The following is a 17,240-nucleotide window of genomic DNA, read 5'->3' on the forward strand; positions in this document are numbered from 1 at the left end:
ATGCCATTTTGGTCTAGACCAGTTACGCGGTTTTGCCCACTGTGAACCCTGATCCGGCAGCGGGAGACAGCCGGCCGCACGCCTTTTTGAGGTCCTCCTCGGCTTCGAAGAGCGATAGGCGGCGGTTGCGCACTGACTGGACCAGACCAGTGACGGTCAGAAGCAGGACGCGTGCTCCAACGGCATCACCGCAGGCTCCGGCCACGAGCTTCTCACTGAGCGCGTCGATCTCGCGCAGCAGTTCGGTGGTGTCCTTCTCGGGGAGGTACACGCCCCGGCTGAGGCACTGCTCCACGGCGGGCTGCATGACGCGCATGTGGAAGATCTCCATCAGCAGGCCTGAAAGTGCCCGGCCGCGGAAGCGCGGGGACAAGCCGCGGGACCCTGCCTGCAGCTCATCCAGCTGCTGGCGGTACAAGGCGAGCATCAGGTGCGTTGGGGAGGGAAAGTACCGGTAGAGCGTGCCGAGCGGGACGTCCGCCTTTTCCGCGACCTCGGAGAGTTCCACGGCGTCGAGGCCGGTCCGGGCGAACCCTGCAGCGGTATCGAGGATCCGCGCATAGCGGAGCCGCTGGCGCGGAGCGGAAGGCCTGGCGGCCATGGGCGGATGGTCTGAAAAAGTCTCGGGCATCAGCATTCCGGGGTTGTGTTTTAGCGACTGCGGCCAGGAGCGCCCCCACTTCCGTACCGCCCTGCAGCCGGTTCAACTATACGGCACAGGTCCGTGCCCTAATTCGTCAGCCACCCTTACTATCCGGTGCCGCAGGGTCAGTCGACGCCCTTGATCTTGACCACGAAGACGGCGCCCAGCAGCCCGATGACCGCTGCGGTGAGGAAGAGTGTCCGGTAGCCGCCCCCATAGGCGACCGCCAGCAGTGCCAGGCCGGGAGCCACCACCTGCGGAAGCGAGTTCGCCACGTTGATGACCCCCATGTCCCTGCCGCGGCTGACCGCGAACGGCAGGACCTGGGTCAACAGGGCGAAGTCAACGGCCAGGTAGGCGCCAAACCCAATGCCCAGGACGGCGGCGCCGGCCAGCGCCCCGGGCCACACGGGAAAGAACGCCATGATGGCACCTGCCATCGCGATGGTGGCGGAGGACCCGATGACGAAGGGCTTCCGCCGGCCCACCCGGTCGCTCCAGGGCCCGGCGACCACGGCGGTGATCATCACCATGACGGCATAAATGCCTGTCAGGACCAGCACTCCCGCGGCGGGATCCGCATAGTGGATGATGTCCCGCAGGAAGAAGAGCAGGTAGACGATGGTCAGCTGGTTGCCCACATTGACCAGGAACCGGGTAAGCCAGGCCCAGGCGAAGTCCGGGTAGATAAACGGGCTGATCCAGAAGCCTCTGAAGAATACCCGGGGGCGGAAAGCTTCCAGTTCCGACTTGGGCAGTGCGGGGTCGTTGCGGTGGAACAGGTACGGCAGAACGGACAGCAGCAGGGCCCCGGCGCAAAGCCAATAGCCCACCAGGAAGTTCCCCGAGACCACGGCTCCGAACACCGCCCCGGTGAGGATGCCAAGGGTCTGGCCCATCGCCGCGAGGCCTCCCACTCCCCCGCGCTGGACCACCGGGACACGGTCCGGGACCGCGGCGGTGATCGCCGCATAGGCGGCATTTGCGCCCAACTGCACCAGGCACCAGAAGAGGACCATCAGCGCCACGGCTCCCGAGAAGGACATGGCCACCAGCGCCGCCGTGGCAAGCACTGCCCCGGCAAGCACCCACGGGGCCCGGCGGCCGAAGCGCGACGTGGTCCGGTCCGAGAGCGCACCGGACAGGGGGTTGGCCACCAGGGATACAGCTGCGCCGCAGGCCGTGACCAGCGAGAGGATGGCTTCCTTGCTGGGTGCATCGATACTGATGGCCTGTTGGCCGATGAACACGTTGATGGGCCCGAAAAATGCCGCGTTGATGCCCACGTTCACCAGCACCAGGCCGGTCACCCAACGGGCAGTGACTTTTTGCACCGGCTCGGCGAGCGCCGCCGCGGTGCTTTCCTGTGCCGCGGGGGGTTCCGAGGGCGCGGGAGTGTTGGACAGACTCATTGCGTGACTCCCCCTGGTGCGGCCGGTTGGCGGTGGGTTCAGACTATCGTGGGCGGTATCGCGCCGCCTGTCCCGAGGCGCCGCATGTGCATAATCCACCACCAGGCGAGGAGAGCCACGTGACCACACCAGCAGGAACCGGATCCGCCCCGGACGTGAACACCGCCGATCTCTACGATGAGCGCGGCGACGGGCTGGCGTCCGTCTCGCTGCAGTTCCAGTCCCTGGGCGGCCGCTCGCATTTCAGCGGCCCGGTCCGGACCATCCGCTGCTACCAGGACAACGCCCTGGTGAAGTCCACGCTCGGCTCACCGGGGAACGGCGCGGTCCTGGTGGTGGACGGCGGCGGCTCGCTGGGCACTGCCCTGATGGGGGACATGATCGCCGAAAGCGCCGTGGCCAACGGCTGGGCCGGCGTCGTTATTAATGGCGCCATCCGCGACCGGCTGGCCATCGCGGAACTGGATCTTGGCGTCAAGGCCCTCGGCAGCAACCCCCGGAAGAGCCAGAAGGCGGGAGCCGGCGAGGTGGATGTGGACGTTGTGATCGACGGCGTGACCTTCCGTCCCGGCGCCACCGTCTGGTGCGACCCGGACGGCATCCTCGTGGAGCCGTGAAGAAAGGCGGGAAAAAACTTTTGCCGTGAAAATCCGAAGGACAGGGAATAGAAAGAACCGGTAAGATAGTTACTGAAAGCAACTATCGCTGCTTATATCCTTTTCTTTCCTTGGAGCACCCATGTCCAAAGCCCCTGCCGCGCCCCGTGCCGGAGAAACACTGACGCAACGACAGATGGTCACAGTAATGGTGGGCCTGATGCTGGGCATGTTCCTGGCATCGCTTGACCAGACCATCGTCTCCACGTCCATCTACACCATCGCCAACGACCTGGACGGGCTTTCCCTGCAGGCGTGGGCCACCACCGCCTACCTGATCACATCCACCGTCAGCACGCCGCTCTACGGCAAGCTGAGCGACATCTTCGGGCGCCGGCCGCTGTACCTGAGCGCCATCGCCGTCTTCCTGGTGGGCTCCCTCTACGCCGGGTCCGTGCACTCGATGACCGAGCTCGCTGTGGCCCGCGGCATCCAGGGCCTGGGCGCAGGCGGCCTGCTGGCCCTGGCGCTGACCATCATCGGTGACATCGTGTCCCTGAAGGACCGCGCCAAGTTCCAGGGCTACTTCATGTCCGTGTTCGGCATCTCCTCGGTCCTGGGGCCGGTGGTGGGCGGCGCGTTCGCCGGCTCCGCCAATATCCTGGGCTTCGACGGCTGGCGGTGGGTCTTCTTCATCAACCTGCCCATCGGGCTGGCGGCGCTGACCGTGGTGTTCCTGTTCCTCCACCTGCCCGCCAAGCACCTCAAGCAGAAGATCGACTACTGGGGCGCAGCCGCGATCACCGTCGCCATCGTTCCCCTCCTGCTGGTGGCCGAACAGGGCCGCACCTGGGGCTGGACCTCGCTGAACTCCTTCCTCTGCTATGGCCTGGGCGTGGTGGGCATTGCCTGGTTCCTGCTGGCGGAAAAGCGTGCCGGCGACTACGCCCTGATCCCGCTTCGCCTCTTCCACAACGTCACGTTCGGGCTGTCCTCGCTGCTGAACTTCATTATCGGCATCGGCATGTTCGGGGCCATCGCGATGCTTCCCATGTACCTCCAGCTCGTCAAGGGCCTCACCCCCACCGAAGCCGGCCTGATGATGATCACCTTCACGGTGGGCATCCTGTTCGGGTCCATCACCGCCGGCCGCACCATCTCGGCCTCCGGAACGTTCCGCATCTTCCCCATCATGGGTACCGGCATCCTGACCGCGGCCGCCCTGGTGATGGGCTTCTCCCTTGGCGTTGACACCGGGCTCTGGGTGCCGGGCCTCATCGCGGTCTTCTTCGGCGTCGGCCTGGGCTTCTGCATGCAGCCGCTCACCCTGGCCATGCAGACCTCGGTACCGCCGCGGGACATGGGCGTGGGAACCTCCTCGGCCGCGTTCTTCCGGTCCATGGGCGGCGCCGTGGGAACCGCCGTGTTCATCTCCATGCTCTTCAGCCTGGCCGCGAACCGGATTGCCGACGGCATGAAGGCCGCCACCACGGACCCCGCCTACCTGGCCGTCCTGAAGGATCCCGCCGTCGCATCGGACCCGGCCAACGCCAAGCTGTACGACTTCTTCAAGAACGGCGCGTCCAACGACTCCCTGAATGACACCAGCTGGCTGCACACCGCCAACAGCACGCTCACCAGGCCCATAACCGAAGGCTTCGCCACGTCCATTGACACGGTGATGCTGACGGCCGCGGCCCTGACGGGCCTGGCATTCCTCATCAGCTTCGCCCTTCCCCGCAAGAAGCTGACGGACCAGAAAGCGTCCCCGCAGGACGACGACAGCATGCAGATTCCGGCGCACTGACCCCGGACACCCTGCCCGGGTGCGCAGGACAGTGTGATGAGACGACGACGGCGGCACGGCCCGCCGTCGTCGTCGTTCCTTAAAGGCCGGGCAGCCCCTGCCAAGTGGAACCTGCGGCGGTGACGTGCCACACTGTTTAGCGCGTGTGCGCCGGCCGTTCCGGCCGGTACCGCAGCCGACGACGTCCGCACCGCATCCATAAACCCCCAAACCCAGGGAGAACCATGCCCACTGCACAGGAGCAGACCAATACCGGGATACCGCGGCGGGTGATCTGGCTGGCACTTGCGGGGGCGGTGGGCGGATTCCTGTTCGGCTTCGACTCGTCCGTGGTCAACGGGGCCGTTGACGCCATGAAGGAAGAATTTGCCCTGTCCGAGGCAGTGACCGGCTTCGCCGTGGCCATCGCCCTGCTGGGCTGTGCCGCCGGAGCCTTCCTGGCCGGCAAGGTGGCTGACCGCTACGGCCGCATCCCGGCCATGAAGCTGGGCGCACTGCTCTTCCTGGTCAGCGCCATCGGTACCGGGTTCGCGTTCGGCGTGTGGGACCTGGTGTTCTGGCGCCTGGTAGGCGGCCTGGGCATCGGCCTGGCGTCCGTGATCGCGCCGGCATACATCTCCGAGATTTCGCCGCGAAAGGTCCGCGGCCGCCTCGCATCCCTGCAGCAGCTTGCCATCACCACGGGTATCTTTGCCGCACTCCTCTCCGACGCACTCTTCGCCACCAGTGCAGGCGGTGCGGACCAGGCCTTCTGGCTGGGCATCGAGGCGTGGCGGTGGATGTTCCTCGGTGCTGCTGTACCGGCCGTCGTGTACGGCTGGGTTGCCTTCACCCTGCCCGAATCCCCGCGGTTCCTGGTCTTCCAGGGCAAGGAGGAGCAGGCCCGGAAGATCTTCGACTCGATCGCACCCGCTGAGGACACGGACCGGCACATCCGCGACATCCAGGAAGCCATCGAGGAGGACAAGGTGGCCGGCCAGAAGGGATCGCTGCGCGGCAAGACCCTTGGCCTGCAGGCAGTGGTCTGGGTGGGCATCATCCTGTCCGTGCTGCAGCAGTTCGTGGGGATCAACGTGATCTTCTACTACTCCACCACCCTGTGGAAGGCTGTGGGCTTCCAGGAGAAGGACTCCCTGGCCATCTCGGTGGCAACGTCCATCACCAATATCCTGGTCACCCTGGTGGCCATTGCGCTGGTGGACCGGGTGGGCCGCAGGCCCATCCTGCTGGCCGGCTCCGTGGGCATGGCCGTGTCCCTGGGCGCCATGGCCCTGGCCTTTTCCTCCGCCACGGGCTCGGGCGAGGACATCAGCCTCCCCGGCGCCTGGGGTCCGGTTGCCCTCGTGGCCGCCAACATCTTCGTCGTCAGCTTCGGCGCCTCCTGGGGTCCGCTGGTATGGGTGCTCCTGGGCGAGATCTTCCCGTCCCGGATCCGCGCCCGCGCGCTGGGCCTGGCTGCGGCGGCGCAGTGGGTGGCCAACTTCGCGATCACCCTCAGCTTCCCGGTCATGGCCTCGGCGTCCCTGCCGCTGACGTACGCCATGTACGCCCTGTTCGCTGCCGCGTCCTTCTTCTTCGTCATGTTCAAGGTGCCCGAGACCAACGGCATGTCCCTGGAGCAGGCTGAGACGCTGTTCGTGCCGAAGGGTTCAGCGAAAGCCAAGTAACGCCCGATCACATCCGGCGGCCTTTCCGGGGACGCCCGATCAGCTTTCGCCGTAAAACAACAAACCCTCCATCACCTGGCGTGATGAAGGGTTTGTTTGTTGTCCGGATGTTTACACGACGTGCGGTTCGTGCGAGGACAGGTAGGCCCGGCCGCCGAATGCGATCAGGATGGCAATCACCATGGCCACAGCGCCGGCGAAGAACGGCACCTGCGGGCCGAAGTGTTCACCGAGCTGGGCCGCCGCGAACGGGGCCAGGGCGCCGCCCATCCAGCGGACGAAGTTGTAGCCGGAGGATGCCACGGGCCGGGGCGAATCGGAGACGCCCATGGCCAGTTCGGTGTAGATGGTGTTGTTGACGCCCAGCAGGGCACCGGCAACGATCACCAGCACGACGACGGCAGGAACCGAGTGCCCGGCAGCCAGTCCCAGCCCGGCCAGGTCCAGCATGAGCAGGAACAGCGTGCCCGTCAGGACCTTGACCGCGCCGAAGCGGGCCTGCAGCGGCGGGGCCACGAAGACGGAGAACACCGCCACGGCTACGCCCCAGCCGAAGAACACGCCGCCGATGCCGTAGGCGTTCATGCCCAGGATGAAGGGGGTGAAAGCCAGGATGGTGAAGAAGCCGTAGTTGTAGAACAAGCCGCTTGCCGCCGTCGTCCGCAGGCCCTTGTGGCCCAGTGCCAGCAGCGGATCGCGCAGCCGCACCTTGCGTTCGGGCAGCGGCGTTTTGGGCAGCAGGGCGATCAGGGCGATGAAGGCGGCAGCCATCAGGACGGCGGTGCCGAAGAACGGTGCGCGCCACTGCCAGCCGCCCAGGAGGGCTCCCAGGAGCGGGCCCAGGGAGATGCCCAGGCCCAGGGCGGCTTCGTAGAGGATGATGGCGGTGCCGGCGCCGCCGCTGGCCACGCCCACGATCACGGCGAGGGCGGTGGCCACGAACAGGGCGTTGCCCAGGCCCCAGCCGGCGCGGAAGCCCACCAATTCACCCACGCTCCCGGACAGGCCGGACAGCGAGGAGAAGACGACGATGACGGCCAGGCCGATCAGCAGGGTCTTCTTGCCGCCGATCCTGGAGGAGACAAACCCGGTGATCAGCATGGCGAGTGCGGTGACCAGGAAGTAGCTGGTGAAGAGCAGCGATACCTGGCTGGGGCTGGCATTCAGGTTGGTGGCGATTGCCGGGAGGATGGGGTCCACCAGCCCGATCCCCATGAAAGCGAACACCGCGGCGAGGGCGGTGGCCCAGACTGCCTTGGGCTGCTTCAGGAACGAGGCCTTTTCGGCCTGCAGGGTGGATTCTGGTGCCGGCAGGGTTTCTGCGAGCTGGCCGTCCATGGAGGGTACTCCTAAGTTCGTGGCTGTTTCAGTATGGTTCGGTGGTTCAGTTCTGGAGTGATGCATTGATTTTGTCGATCACCGGCAGGGCCTCCGCCAATGCTTTGCGGTCCTGGTCGGTGAGGCCGCTGAGGATGTCGGCCATCACTTGGTTGCGGCGCTTGTTCGCGCCGTCGACGGCGGCGCGGCCTTCGGGGGTGAGGATCACCCGGACGGCGCGGGAGTCCGCCGGGTCCGGTTCGCGGCGTGCAAGGCCTGCGCGTTCAAGCTTGATGATCTGCTCGGTGGCGCTGGGCACGCGGACACCGAGGTTCCGGGCGATCTCGCCGACGCGCTGGCCTTCGCCGAGCAGCATCTTGAGTGTGCTGAGCTGGGCGGCACTGAGTTCGCCGTCTGCGTCGAGGCGGCGGACCAAGTAAACGCTGTGTCGGAGGGCTTCGCGGAACCCGCTGGCGAGTTCCTCCAGCTGGGGATCTATTTCATTCATCGTTAGGTAGCCTAACATTTAGGGTACCTAACAGTCAAGGCCTAGAGCGTCAACTTCATCCCGACGTGGCTGGCCTCGAAGCCCAGCTGTTCGTAAAACCGGTGCGCGGCCGTGCGGCTCTGATGCGTTGTCAACTGCATCAGGTTGCAGCCGCGCCTCCGGGACTCCGCGATGGCCCAGCCCACCATCAGCTTCCCGAGCCCCTGGCTGCGGAGGGACGCGTCTACCCGGACGCCCTCGAGCTGCGAGCGCCAGGCACCCTTCCGTGAGATGCCGGGGAGGAAGCTCAGTTGGAATGTGGCCACCACCGCGCCTGCAGCTTCCCCGTGCGGTACCAGCTCGCCAACGATCAGGAGGTGGGCGGGGTCGGCATCGATCGCGGCGAAGGCGTTCTCGTAGGGCTTCATGTCCTGCGTGGTTTCGCGGCCGGCGCCCAGGGCGTCATCGGCGAGCAGGCGCACCACGGCGGGCAGATCGGCCAGGGTGGCGTGGCGGAGGCGGAACGTTCCGCCGTCGATATCGGCGGCGGACAGAACAGGAGCGGCATCGTCAGCAGGGATCACCCGCCCAGCTTGGCACAGGAAGCGAACGACGCCGGCACTCGCGTGAGTGCCGGCGTCGTGCTGATGGCGCATTGCCGGAAATCCTGCAGGACCTGATGGGGCGTTCCGTCAGGGGATGCAGGAAGTGATGGCGCGTGCCGGGGTGTGTCAGGCCGGGGTGCGGGCCAGCTCCGCCTGCCGCTCCTCCACCAGGGTGGCAACGGCGCTGAACAGAGGATGGTCCTTCCCGAGCCCGGTGATCTTCTCCGTGGCCTCCGCCGGACTTTCCGAGCCCAGGATGGCTGCCAGTTCGGTGGCCTCGGCATCCGCAGGATCGGTGAAACGCAGTGCGGCGGCAATGGCACCCAGCAGCGCCTCCGGCACCACGCCGCGTTCTGCCAGTTCCGCAGCGGGGCCGATGAACCGTTCATGCCGGCTCAGCTTCCGCAGCGGCGCACGGCCCACCCGGTTCACGGTGTCCGGCAGGTACGGGTTGGAGAACCGGACCAGGATCTTCTGGACGTAGGCCTCCTGCTCGTCGTTGCTGAACCCGTGCTTGGCCACCAGGAGCTGCTTGGTTTCCTCCAGCACCGCCCGTACGTCCTCGGCCACGTCCTGGTCCGCCATGGCGTCCGAGATCTTCTCCACGCCCGCTTCGAAGCCGAGGTAAGCGGCAGAGGCATGCCCGGTGTTCACGGTGAACAGCTTCCGCTCAATATACGGCGAGAGGTCATCCACGAAGGTGGCTCCCGGAATCACCGGTGCGGCGTCGCCAAAGGCAGTGCGGTCGATGACCCACTCGTAGAAGGTTTCCACGGTCACGTCCAGGCCCTGCCCGGCCTCCTGGTTCGGCACGATCCGGTCCACGGCGGTGTTGGCGAACACAGCCTTCCCGTCAAGGACTGCTGCGGTGACTCCCGGCTGGGATGCCACCTCCTTGGCCAGGATGTCCGTGGCGTTGATGGCGTTCTCGCAGGCCATCACCTGCAGGGGCGCCAGGCCCGGTTCCCTGGCAACAATGCCCTTGGCGATCACGGGTGCCACGAACTTCAGGATGTGCGGGCCCACCGCCGTGGTGACGATGTCCGCCGTCGAGATTTCCTGGACCAGCTCAGCTTCCTGGGCGTTGGAGTTCAGCGCCCGGAAGTTGTCCACAGTGCGCACGGCCGGGTTCTCCCCCACCTCGTGCACCGCGTAGCTGTCGGCCTGCGAGAGCCGGGTGATGAGTTCCTCTGCCACGTCCGCGAACACCACCTCGTAGCCTGCGTCATGCAGGAGCAGGCCCACGAAGCCGCGGCCGATGTTGCCGGCACCGAAATGTACTGCCTTCACTATGCGTTGACCTTTCCGAAGAGCTCCAGGACTTCATCCTCGGACGTGGCAGCCTCCAGCCGGGCCACCTGCTCCTTGTTGGTGAACACCTTGGCGATGGAGGACAGGATGTGCAGGTGCTCGTTGTTGATGCCTGCCACGCCCACCACGAACTTGACCTCCTTGCCGTTCCAGTCGATGCCTTCCGGGTAGCGGATGACGGACACCGCGGACTTGCGGATGTGGTCCTTGGCGGCGTTGGTGCCGTGCGGGATGGCCAGGAAGCTGCCCATGTAGGTGGACACCGATTCCTCGCGTTCGTGCATGGCGGCAATGTAGCCCTCGTCCACGGCACCGCGCTCCAGCAGGAGCCGGCCGGCCTCGTCGATGGCGGCGTCGCGGGTGGTGGCCTTACCGGTCAGCACCACGCTCTCGCGGGCCAGGATCTCGCCGGTTCCGTTGGCGGATGCGCCGGCCGCTGCAGCTGCTCCCGCGGCAGCGGGCGCTGCGTCCACGGGGGCGTCGGCGGCGTGGGCACCGTGGGTGGTGCCGGCGTCGGACTTTTCGCCTTCGGTGTTGCTTTCGCGGACCAGCTCGACGATCTCGTCATAGCGCGGGCTGCTCATGAAGTTGTCCACGGAGTAGTGGACGGCGCTGGACGTGGCCGGCTTGGCGCGTTCGGTGAGGTCCTGGTGGGTGACCACGACGTCGTAGGTGTCCGTGAGGTTGGCAATCGAGGCGTTGGTGACCTTGACGTCCGGGAAGCCGGCAGCCTTGATCTTGTTCCGAAGCACCGAGGCGCCCATGGCGCTGGAGCCCATGCCGGCGTCGCACGCGAATACGACGTTCCGCACGGGGCCCGCCAGGACACCCACCCCGCCGCGGCCGGCGGCCGCACCGGCGGCAGTTCCTGCGCCGGCTCCGGTGAGGGTTGAGGCAACGGAGCTCTTCTTGCCCTTCATGGCCTCCATGCGGGAGGTGGCGTCCCCGAGGTCCGCTTCATCGCTGTGCTTGGTGGTCTTGAGGATGACCGAGGACACCAGGAAGGAAACGGCTGCCGCGAGCACCACGGAGAGGACCACGCCGAAATAGCTGTCGCGGGAGGTCTGGGCCAGCACGGCGAAGATGGAGCCAGGGGCGGCCGGGGCCACCAGGCCGGAGTTGGTGACGGCGAGGGTGGCGATGCCGGTCATGCCGCCGGCGATGGTGCCCAGGATCAGCAGCGGGCGCATCAGGACATACGGGAAGTAGATCTCGTGGATGCCGCCGAGGAACTGGATGATGGCTGCGCCGGGGGCCGATGCCTTGGCGGCGCCGCGGCCGAAGAACGCGTACGCCAGCAGGAGGCCCAGGCCGGGGCCGGGGTTGGCTTCCAGCAGGAACAGGATGGACTTGCCCTGCTCCAGGGACTGCTGGACGCCCAGCGGGGTGAGCACGCCGTGGTTGATGGCGTTATTGAGGAACAGGACCTTGGCCGGCTCAATGAAGATGCTGGTCAGCGGCAGGAGGCCGTTCTGCACCAGGAACTCAACGAACTTGCCCGCCTGCTCGCTAAAGGCGGTGACAACCGGCGAAATGCCGTAGAACCCCACCAGCGCCAACAGGGCGCCCCAGATGCCCGCGGAGAAGTTGTTGACCAGCATCTCGAAGCCGGGGCGGATCTTGCCGTCCCACAGCATATCGATCTTCTTCATGGTCCATCCGCCCAGCGGGCCCATGATCATGGCGCCGATGAACATCGGGATGCCGGCACCGACGATCACGCCCATGGTGCCGATGGCCCCCACCACGCCGCCGCGGACGTCGTAGACCATCTTGCCGCCGGTGTAGCCGATCAGCAGCGGCAGGAGGTAGGTGATCATGGGGCCCACCAGGCCGATGTTCGGCTTCCCGCCGGTCTCGCCGAAACCACCGAGCTGCGGTACGGGCAGCCACCCCTTCTCGATGAAGAGGGCGGTGATGATGCCCCAGGCGATGAACGCCCCGATGTTGGGCATGATCATGCCGGACAGGAATGTCCCGAACTTTTGGACGTGCACGCGCGCGCTGGTGCGGGGTTTTGCAACTGTCTCTGTTGCCATGTGATTTCCTAACCGTCATTCCTGCTGCTCCGCAGGATTGGTCCGATGATTACGACGACGTACTGCTGGGTAATGCGTGGTTGTGGGGCTACCCGGCCGGGCTGGTGGAGATCCGGTGGAGCCATTCGAGGAAAAGCTTGAGTTCCGAGCTGGAAAGCTGGTCAGAGTGCGAGGCCTGAAGTGCGGCGTTCAGGGCGATCGCTGCCACCACCACCGAGGACTTCCCGGTGCCGCCCGGCGCCGGGCCGCTGGCGGGCTCGGCGGACACCGCGAAAATCATGGCGTCCCGGGTCATGGTGGACAGTTCGAGGTTGCGTTCGGTGGCGGGCTCCGCAATGAGCATCAGCGTCACGCCCACGTTGGCCGCCAGGATGGACCTGGCCGCTTCCCTGGGCTGGACGTTCAGCTGGCCCGCCGCCGCTGCCTTGTTCAGCATCTCCTCCATCAGCGCTTCGGCGTCCGCCACAATGGCTGGCCGGCTTTCCGGACGGATATTGCCGAACATCACCAAGTACAGCTCGGGCTGGTTGAGCCCGAACTGGACGTGGTTGTCCCACATTCTCCGGATGTCCTCGAGGGGCTGCCCGGAGGGGGCGAAATCCCTTTCGCCCGCGACATATTCCTCAAATCCTGCGGCGACGACGGCGTCGAACAGACCTTCCTTGTCACCGAAGTGGTGGTACAGGGTGGGAGCGGAGACCCCTGCCAGCTGGGTGATCTGGCGGGTGGAGACCGGAGCTCCCGCGGATTTTGCCAGCAGTTCCGCGGCAGCACGGAGCAGCCGCATTTTGGGGGGAAGCTGGCCATCCAAACTCATAACCGCTACCCTAGCACCTATAGCGTTGCTATATGAACTGAATCACATACAATTTTTTCAGGCTCGTTTCCACCTCCTGACGTGGCAGTCCGGCGGTGTTCCGGCATGGCGCCGGAAATGTTTGGCGGGCCTGGCTACCGGCAGAGAATGAGGACCTTCAGTGCAGAACTTCCCAGGAGTAGGCGTCAGTCCAGGCCGCGTCATCGGCACCATCCGCCAGATGCCCAAACCGATCAGTGAGCCTCCTGCCGGTGAGCAGCTGGCGCCGGACACCACAGCGGAGGAAGCCACGGCTGCCCTGAAGGCGGCCTCGCAGGCCGTGCATGACGAGCTGAAGGACCGCGCCACGCACGCCACCGGAGACGGAATGGCGGTCCTTGAAGCCACTGCACTGATGGCCAAGGACACCATGCTGATCAAGGGCGCGGCCAAGCTGGTGGCCCGGGGCACCTCCGCCGAGCGCGCCATCTGGGAATCGGGCTCCTCAGTATCCGAGATGCTGCACAACCTCGGCGGCTACATGGCCGAGCGCGCCACGGACGTCCTGGACGTCCGCGCCCGGATCGTTGCCGAGCTGCGGGGCGTCCCCGCGCCCGGCATCCCCGCCTCCAGCACCCCGTTCATCCTGGTGGCCGAAGACCTTGCGCCCGCGGATACCGCCACGCTGGACCCCAACAAGATCCTGGCACTCGTCACCGCAGGCGGCGGACCCCAGTCCCACACTGCCATCATCGCCCGCTCGCTCGGCCTGCCGGCCGTGGTCGCCGCCGTGGGTGTGGACGAACTTCCGGACGGCACCGAGGTGTACGTGGACGGCGCCGCCGGCAGCATCACCGCCGAACCTGACGAGACCCTCCGTGCCACGGCTGAAGCCTGGGCCGCCACCGCGTCACTGCTGGCCGAGTTCACCGGCACGGGTACGACGGCGGACGGCCACGAGGTGCCGCTGCTCGCCAACGTGGGCGGCGGCAAGGACGCCGAGGCGGCCGCCAAGCTGGGCGCCCAGGGCGTTGGCCTGTTCCGCACCGAGTTCTGCTTCCTGGAACGGGACACCGAACCTTCCGTTGAGGAGCAGGCCGCGGCCTACAAGAGCGTGTTTGATGCATTCCCCGGCAAGAAGGTGGTGCTCCGCACGCTCGACGCCGGCGCCGACAAGCCGCTTCCGTTCCTGACCGACTCCACGGAGCCCAACCCCGCCCTGGGCGTCCGCGGCTACCGCACCGACTTCACCACCCCGGGCGTCCTGGACCGGCAGCTGGAAGCCATTGCCCTGGCCCAGCAGCAGTCCGAAGCCGACGTCTGGGTCATGGCTCCCATGATCTCCACGGCCGAGGAAGCCTCCCGCTTCGCTTCCATGTGCGCGGACGCCGGGATCAAGACCCCCGGCGTCATGGTGGAGGTCCCGTCTGCGGCCCTCACTGCGGAGTCCATCCTTCGCGAAGTAGGCTTCGCCAGCCTGGGCACCAATGACCTCACCCAGTACGCCATGGCCGCCGACCGCCAACTGGGCCCGTTGGCCAACCTGAACACCCCGTGGCAGCCTGCCGTCCTGCGCCTCGTCGGGCTGACCGTCGAAGGATCCCGCGCCGAGGGCCACAACAAACCTGTGGGTGTCTGTGGTGAGGCTGCCGCCGATCCCGCCCTCGCCGTCGTCCTTACCGGCCTAGGCGTCAACACGCTCTCCATGACCGCGCGTTCGCTGGCCGCGGTGGCCGCGGTCTTGAAGACGGTCACCCTGTCTGAGGCCCAGGAGCTGGCCAAGCTGGCCCTCTCCGCCCCGAGTGCCACCGAGGCGCGGGCCTGGGTGCGCGAAAAGCTGCCGGTCCTGGAGGAACTGGGACTCTGACCGCCCGCGGCGCCGGCGGCACCCGGGATAGGCTACGTCCATGGCACTGATAGCCCCCCGGGTCTCGGCCGGCCTGCCCGACGGCGAGGCCCGCGCCCTGACGCGCGCCCTCGAGGACAGCAACGACATCACCGTGTTCGTCGACGGCACCGTCCACCGCCTCCCCGCCCAGGCGCGGGACGCCGTCGTCGATCTCCTCGCCAGGCTGGGACGCGGCGAAACGGTGACGGTGAGCAGCGTGGAGGAGATGCTCACAACCTCCCAGGCTGCCGAACTGGCCGGGATTTCGCATACCTACCTGCGGAACATGACCGATCGCGGGGAAATCCCGGTGGAGTACCGCGGATCGCACCGCCGGATCCGCACGGCCCACATCATGGCCTGGCTTGAGCAGCAGAAGCTTGCCGAACAGAAGCGCAAGCAGGGCAAGAACGCCGCCGTCGACGCCGGCACCGGCGAATAGTGCGGATCCCCCTGGCCTGGCCTTCGCGCCGGAAGGATGCTGTGCTTCGCTCAGCCGACGTGGAAGCGAACGGTTTCACGGGCCGGGTCCTTTGGGCAGACGGCACACCCGCCCCGGGACCGGAAGCCGCCGGCGCTTCCACGGCACCGGCCTACATCCTCATTCACGGCATCGGCGTTTCGCACCGCTACTTTCGTCGCCTGCACAGTGAGCTCGCCGCCGTTGCCCCTACGTACTCCCTGGACCTGCCGGGCTTCGCCGGAACGCCCAGGCCGGAGCGGCAGCTGTCCGTGGCCGACTACGGCGCCTTCATCGCCCAGGCACTCAAGGCAAGCGGCATTGCCTCCTACATCCTGGTGGGGCATTCCATGGGCGCGCAGTTCGCCATCGAGGCAGCGCTCTATGCTCCCGGCCAGGCGCAACGGCTGGTCCTCATGGGTCCGGTGGTGGACTCCCGGCACCGGAATGTCCGGCAGCAGGGCCTGGCACTTTTCCTGGATGCCCTCCTCCGGGAAAGTGCCGGGTCGAACTGGATCGTGTTCTCTGACTACTTCCGCTGCGGGCCCCGCTGGTACTTCACCATGCTTTCCGTCATGATGGCCTACCCTGCGGAGCGGAGGCTGGCCGGGATCAACGTTCCCGTCCTGGTGCTGCGCGGCGACGACGACCAGGTGGCCGGCGCCGACTGGTCGCTCCGACTCTCCCGGGTGGTGCCGGAGGGAAGCTTCGCGGAAGTCCCGCACGCCGGGCACGTGGTCCAGCACCTGCGCCCACGGCAGGTGGCGGAGGCCATCAAATCCTGGGCCGGCCCGCCCAGCGCCGCATCTTAAGGGCTGCGTGCAGCTCCAGCCGGGGCATCCCCTTCAGCGGGTCCACCCCCAGCAGCTGCCGGATCCGTCCCAGCCTGTTGTAGATGCTGCTGCGATGCAGGTGGAGCTTGGTGGCCACGTCCTGGACCGAGCCGTCGTTGTCATAGAGCAGCTCAAGGACCGGGATGAGCTCACCGTTGCGGTCATGGTCCTCGAGCATGCGGAAGTACACCGACCCGGAGTCCGCCCAGGCACCCACCCCTCCCCCGGCGGACGCCAGCAGCTGGTACACGCCGGTGGCCCTGCAGTCCACCAGCTCGCCCAGCTGCGGATCCACTGCGGCCGCCTGGGCCGCGAGCCGTGACTGCCGGTACGCCTCCGAGAGCTGCCGGGTCTTCGCGAACCCCTCGCTGATGCCAAGGATGATCCGGTGCACCGGGCGGCCGGAACGCTTGGCCAGCTCCAGCTGGTAATGCACCAGGACCTGGGCATGGTTGGCCCGGCCGGTCGATTCGCGGAACAGCACCGCCGAATGCGTCTCAGTCCCGGCGCTGAAGAGGGCAGCATCCACGCCCACCGTGGCCTGGAGCGCGGTGGACCGGTGGATCAGGGTGGATGCGATGGGGTCCGGGCCGCTGGCCCAGCCGTCCGCGTCCAGGACCGTGACCATCTGCCACGGTCCCCTCCCCTGGACTTCCTTCCAGCCGGCCACAGCAGCCACCGCATTGGGTTCCCCGGCGCACGCGGCCAGGAACTCCCGCTCGCGGCCCCGCCGGAATTCCGATTCAGCCGTGTTCGAGTCGAGCAGGAGCCCTGACAGCAGCTCAAGCTCGTGGTTGACGCCCGGCAACTGGGTGAGGATCGCCGTCGGGCTTTCCTCCGCCGAGTCCTGCTGCACCCAGAGATAGCCCACCCGGAAACCGCGCACCATCAGGGGGACGCACACCCGGCCCAGCATGCCCAGGTCCGGGTTGGCCGGCACCACAACAGGCCGCACGGCGGTGGCGATCCCGTGCGCGAGCTGCCATGCGCTCACGTCCGCCGGGACCTTCTTGCTCAGCAAGAAGTTAACCCGGACGCGGTCCGCATGGGACTGGTTGGAACTGTAGGCAAGCAGCAGCCCGTCCAGATCCTCCAAGGAAAGCCCCCGGCCCAGCTTCTGCGCCACCTGTTCGACGAGCTGTTCCACACCCTGCTGCTGCATGGGCCTACAGTACTGCCCCGGCAGCCCCATGGACGAACGGACACGAGGCGACACCTGACGCTCCAGGACTCGACACGTGTCGAGCCGGATGATGCAAAACCCGCGGAATCACGCGGTTGCGCGCGCAGCATCCGATGCAGTCCATGTCGCCTGGCTCACAGCTGGATCTATCGTTGAAACACGAAAATCCTTCCACCTGTACGGCCTACCGGCCCCC

15 protein-coding genes are annotated in these 17,240 nt (G+C 66.8%); 6 read left to right on the top strand and 9 right to left on the bottom strand.

The genetic code is table 11. The features are described 5' to 3' along the window. Positions 1 to 22: 22 nt before the first annotated feature. Together AC1DIP_RS09145 and AC1DIP_RS09150 are read right to left on the bottom strand one after the other, a co-directional pair. Positions 23 to 631 (bottom strand): TetR/AcrR family transcriptional regulator, encoded by a 609-nt coding sequence (locus AC1DIP_RS09145; protein WP_477733542.1) that lies wholly within the window; start codon positions 629 to 631, stop codon positions 23 to 25. A 137-nt stretch (positions 632 to 768) separates the two neighbouring features. Then, positions 769 to 2,055, bottom strand: a complete 1,287-nt coding sequence (locus AC1DIP_RS09150; RefSeq protein WP_477733543.1) for an MFS transporter — start codon at positions 2,053 to 2,055, stop codon at positions 769 to 771. A 119-nt stretch (positions 2,056 to 2,174) separates the two neighbouring features. Between AC1DIP_RS09150 and rraA the strand changes: the two genes are divergently transcribed. From rraA to AC1DIP_RS09165, 3 genes are all read left to right on the top strand, one after another. After that, a complete protein-coding gene (gene rraA / locus AC1DIP_RS09155) occupies positions 2,175 to 2,672 on the top strand; it encodes a ribonuclease E activity regulator RraA (protein ID WP_476207955.1) in 498 nt (165 codons plus the stop codon). 121 nt (positions 2,673 to 2,793) lie between these two features. After that, the gene (locus tag AC1DIP_RS09160) at positions 2,794 to 4,458 is read left to right on the top strand and encodes an MDR family MFS transporter (protein WP_477733544.1); all 1,665 of its coding nucleotides are present in this window, start codon (positions 2,794 to 2,796) and stop codon (positions 4,456 to 4,458) included. A 224-nt stretch (positions 4,459 to 4,682) separates the two neighbouring features. Continuing rightward, positions 4,683 to 6,125, top strand: a complete 1,443-nt coding sequence (locus tag AC1DIP_RS09165; protein ID WP_476207959.1) for a sugar porter family MFS transporter — start codon at positions 4,683 to 4,685, stop codon at positions 6,123 to 6,125. 111 nt (positions 6,126 to 6,236) lie between these two features. Here AC1DIP_RS09165 and AC1DIP_RS09170 read toward each other — a convergent pair whose 3' ends face one another. From AC1DIP_RS09170 to AC1DIP_RS09195, 6 genes are all read right to left on the bottom strand, one after another. Next, positions 6,237 to 7,463, bottom strand: a complete 1,227-nt coding sequence (locus tag AC1DIP_RS09170) for an MFS transporter (RefSeq protein ID WP_477733545.1) — start codon at positions 7,461 to 7,463, stop codon at positions 6,237 to 6,239. Positions 7,464 to 7,509: 46 nt separating this feature from the next. Next, positions 7,510 to 7,950: a MarR family transcriptional regulator gene (locus AC1DIP_RS09175; RefSeq protein WP_476207962.1), complete on the bottom strand. Its 441-nt coding sequence runs from the start codon at positions 7,948 to 7,950 to the stop codon at positions 7,510 to 7,512. A gap of 41 nt (positions 7,951 to 7,991) precedes the next feature. Next, positions 7,992 to 8,513, bottom strand: a complete 522-nt coding sequence (locus AC1DIP_RS09180) for an N-acetyltransferase family protein (RefSeq protein WP_477733546.1) — start codon at positions 8,511 to 8,513, stop codon at positions 7,992 to 7,994. 147 nt (positions 8,514 to 8,660) lie between these two features. Continuing rightward, on the bottom strand, positions 8,661 to 9,824 hold the full coding sequence (locus tag AC1DIP_RS09185; protein WP_477733547.1) for a mannitol-1-phosphate 5-dehydrogenase: 1,164 nt from the start codon (positions 9,822 to 9,824) through the stop codon (positions 8,661 to 8,663). Further along, on the bottom strand, positions 9,824 to 11,884 hold the full coding sequence (locus AC1DIP_RS09190; protein ID WP_477733548.1) for a PTS mannitol transporter subunit IICBA: 2,061 nt from the start codon (positions 11,882 to 11,884) through the stop codon (positions 9,824 to 9,826). Before AC1DIP_RS09190 ends, AC1DIP_RS09185 begins: the two co-directional genes overlap by 1 nt. Before the next feature lie 88 nt (positions 11,885 to 11,972). Further along, positions 11,973 to 12,701 carry a TetR/AcrR family transcriptional regulator gene (locus AC1DIP_RS09195; protein ID WP_307490960.1) on the bottom strand — a complete coding sequence of 243 codons (729 nt, stop codon included), beginning with the start codon at positions 12,699 to 12,701 and terminating at the stop codon, positions 11,973 to 11,975. A 160-nt stretch (positions 12,702 to 12,861) separates the two neighbouring features. Here AC1DIP_RS09195 and ptsP point away from each other — a divergent pair, with 160 nt between their 5' ends. From ptsP to AC1DIP_RS09210, 3 genes are read left to right on the top strand one after another with little or no spacing between them, the layout of a single operon-like run. Then, the gene (gene ptsP / locus AC1DIP_RS09200; RefSeq protein ID WP_477733549.1) at positions 12,862 to 14,547 is read left to right on the top strand and encodes a phosphoenolpyruvate--protein phosphotransferase; all 1,686 of its coding nucleotides are present in this window, start codon (positions 12,862 to 12,864) and stop codon (positions 14,545 to 14,547) included. 40 nt (positions 14,548 to 14,587) lie between these two features. Then, positions 14,588 to 15,010 (top strand): helix-turn-helix domain-containing protein, encoded by a 423-nt coding sequence (locus tag AC1DIP_RS09205; RefSeq protein ID WP_476207971.1) that lies wholly within the window; start codon positions 14,588 to 14,590, stop codon positions 15,008 to 15,010. A gap of 41 nt (positions 15,011 to 15,051) precedes the next feature. Continuing rightward, the gene (locus tag AC1DIP_RS09210; protein WP_477733550.1) at positions 15,052 to 15,840 is read left to right on the top strand and encodes an alpha/beta fold hydrolase; all 789 of its coding nucleotides are present in this window, start codon (positions 15,052 to 15,054) and stop codon (positions 15,838 to 15,840) included. Here AC1DIP_RS09210 and AC1DIP_RS09215 read toward each other — a convergent pair. Then, positions 15,803 to 17,023 (bottom strand): helix-turn-helix domain-containing protein, encoded by a 1,221-nt coding sequence (locus AC1DIP_RS09215; protein ID WP_476207973.1) that lies wholly within the window; start codon positions 17,021 to 17,023, stop codon positions 15,803 to 15,805. The genes AC1DIP_RS09210 and AC1DIP_RS09215 overlap by 38 nt on opposite strands. Positions 17,024 to 17,240 lie beyond the last annotated feature (217 nt).

Source organism: Pseudarthrobacter sp. 05T312 (assembly GCF_056396685.1).